This window comes from Ewingella sp. S1.OA.A_B6 (assembly GCF_049889095.1).
Taxonomy (GTDB): domain Bacteria; phylum Pseudomonadota; class Gammaproteobacteria; order Enterobacterales; family Enterobacteriaceae; genus Ewingella.
Genome location: NZ_JBLJFK010000034.1, coordinates 1 through 688 on the forward strand (window position 1 = coordinate 1; position 688 = coordinate 688).

The window sequence follows — 688 nt, forward strand, 5'->3', positions numbered from 1 at the left end:
CTTACCACTTTGTGATTCATGACTGGGGTGAAGTCGTAACAAGGTAACCGTAGGGGAACCTGCGGTTGGATCACCTCCTTACCACAAGATACGCATTGTGCAGTGTCCACACAGATTGTCTGATGAAAAAGTAACGAGCAGAAATACCTTTATAGGCTTGTAGCTCAGGTGGTTAGAGCGCACCCCTGATAAGGGTGAGGTCGGTGGTTCAAGTCCACTCAGGCCTACCAATTCTTTCCTACTCTGCGTTGTCGCCCCACTCGTTTACGTAAGTAAACGTCGTGTGACTCCGCCTTGATTAGAAAATAATTGACTGACTCATCTGAACGATGAGGACGATAAAGGTATCTGTGAGTGACTGTATGGGGCTATAGCTCAGCTGGGAGAGCGCCTGCCTTGCACGCAGGAGGTCAGCGGTTCGATCCCGCTTAGCTCCACCATATCCATACGGCCTCTTAAAATAATACTTCAGAGTATATTGGAAACAGTATGCTGCGAAGTATTTTGCTCTTTAACAATCTGGAACAAGCTGAAAATTGAAACGACACAGCTGAAACTTATCTCTCCGTAGCAGTACTGAGGTAAGGAGTACCCTGTGTTGAGTCTCTCTAGACTTGCAATGCGTCGCGTGCTTTCTTGTATTACTAAGGAAAAGACACCTTCGGGTTGTGAGGTTAAGCGACTAAGC

2 tRNA genes and 1 rRNA gene are annotated in these 688 nt (G+C 46.9%); all 3 read left to right on the forward strand.

The annotated features are described in order from the left end of the window. A 16S ribosomal RNA gene (locus ACMV8I_RS21325) occupies nucleotides 1-81 on the forward strand; the annotation flags it as partial. Between the two features lie 72 nt (nucleotides 82-153). Then, nucleotides 154-230 (forward strand) — tRNA-Ile (locus ACMV8I_RS21330). A 134-nt stretch (nucleotides 231-364) separates the two neighbouring features. Beyond that, nucleotides 365-440, forward strand: a tRNA-Ala gene (locus ACMV8I_RS21335). Nucleotides 441-688: the final 248 nt, after the last annotated feature.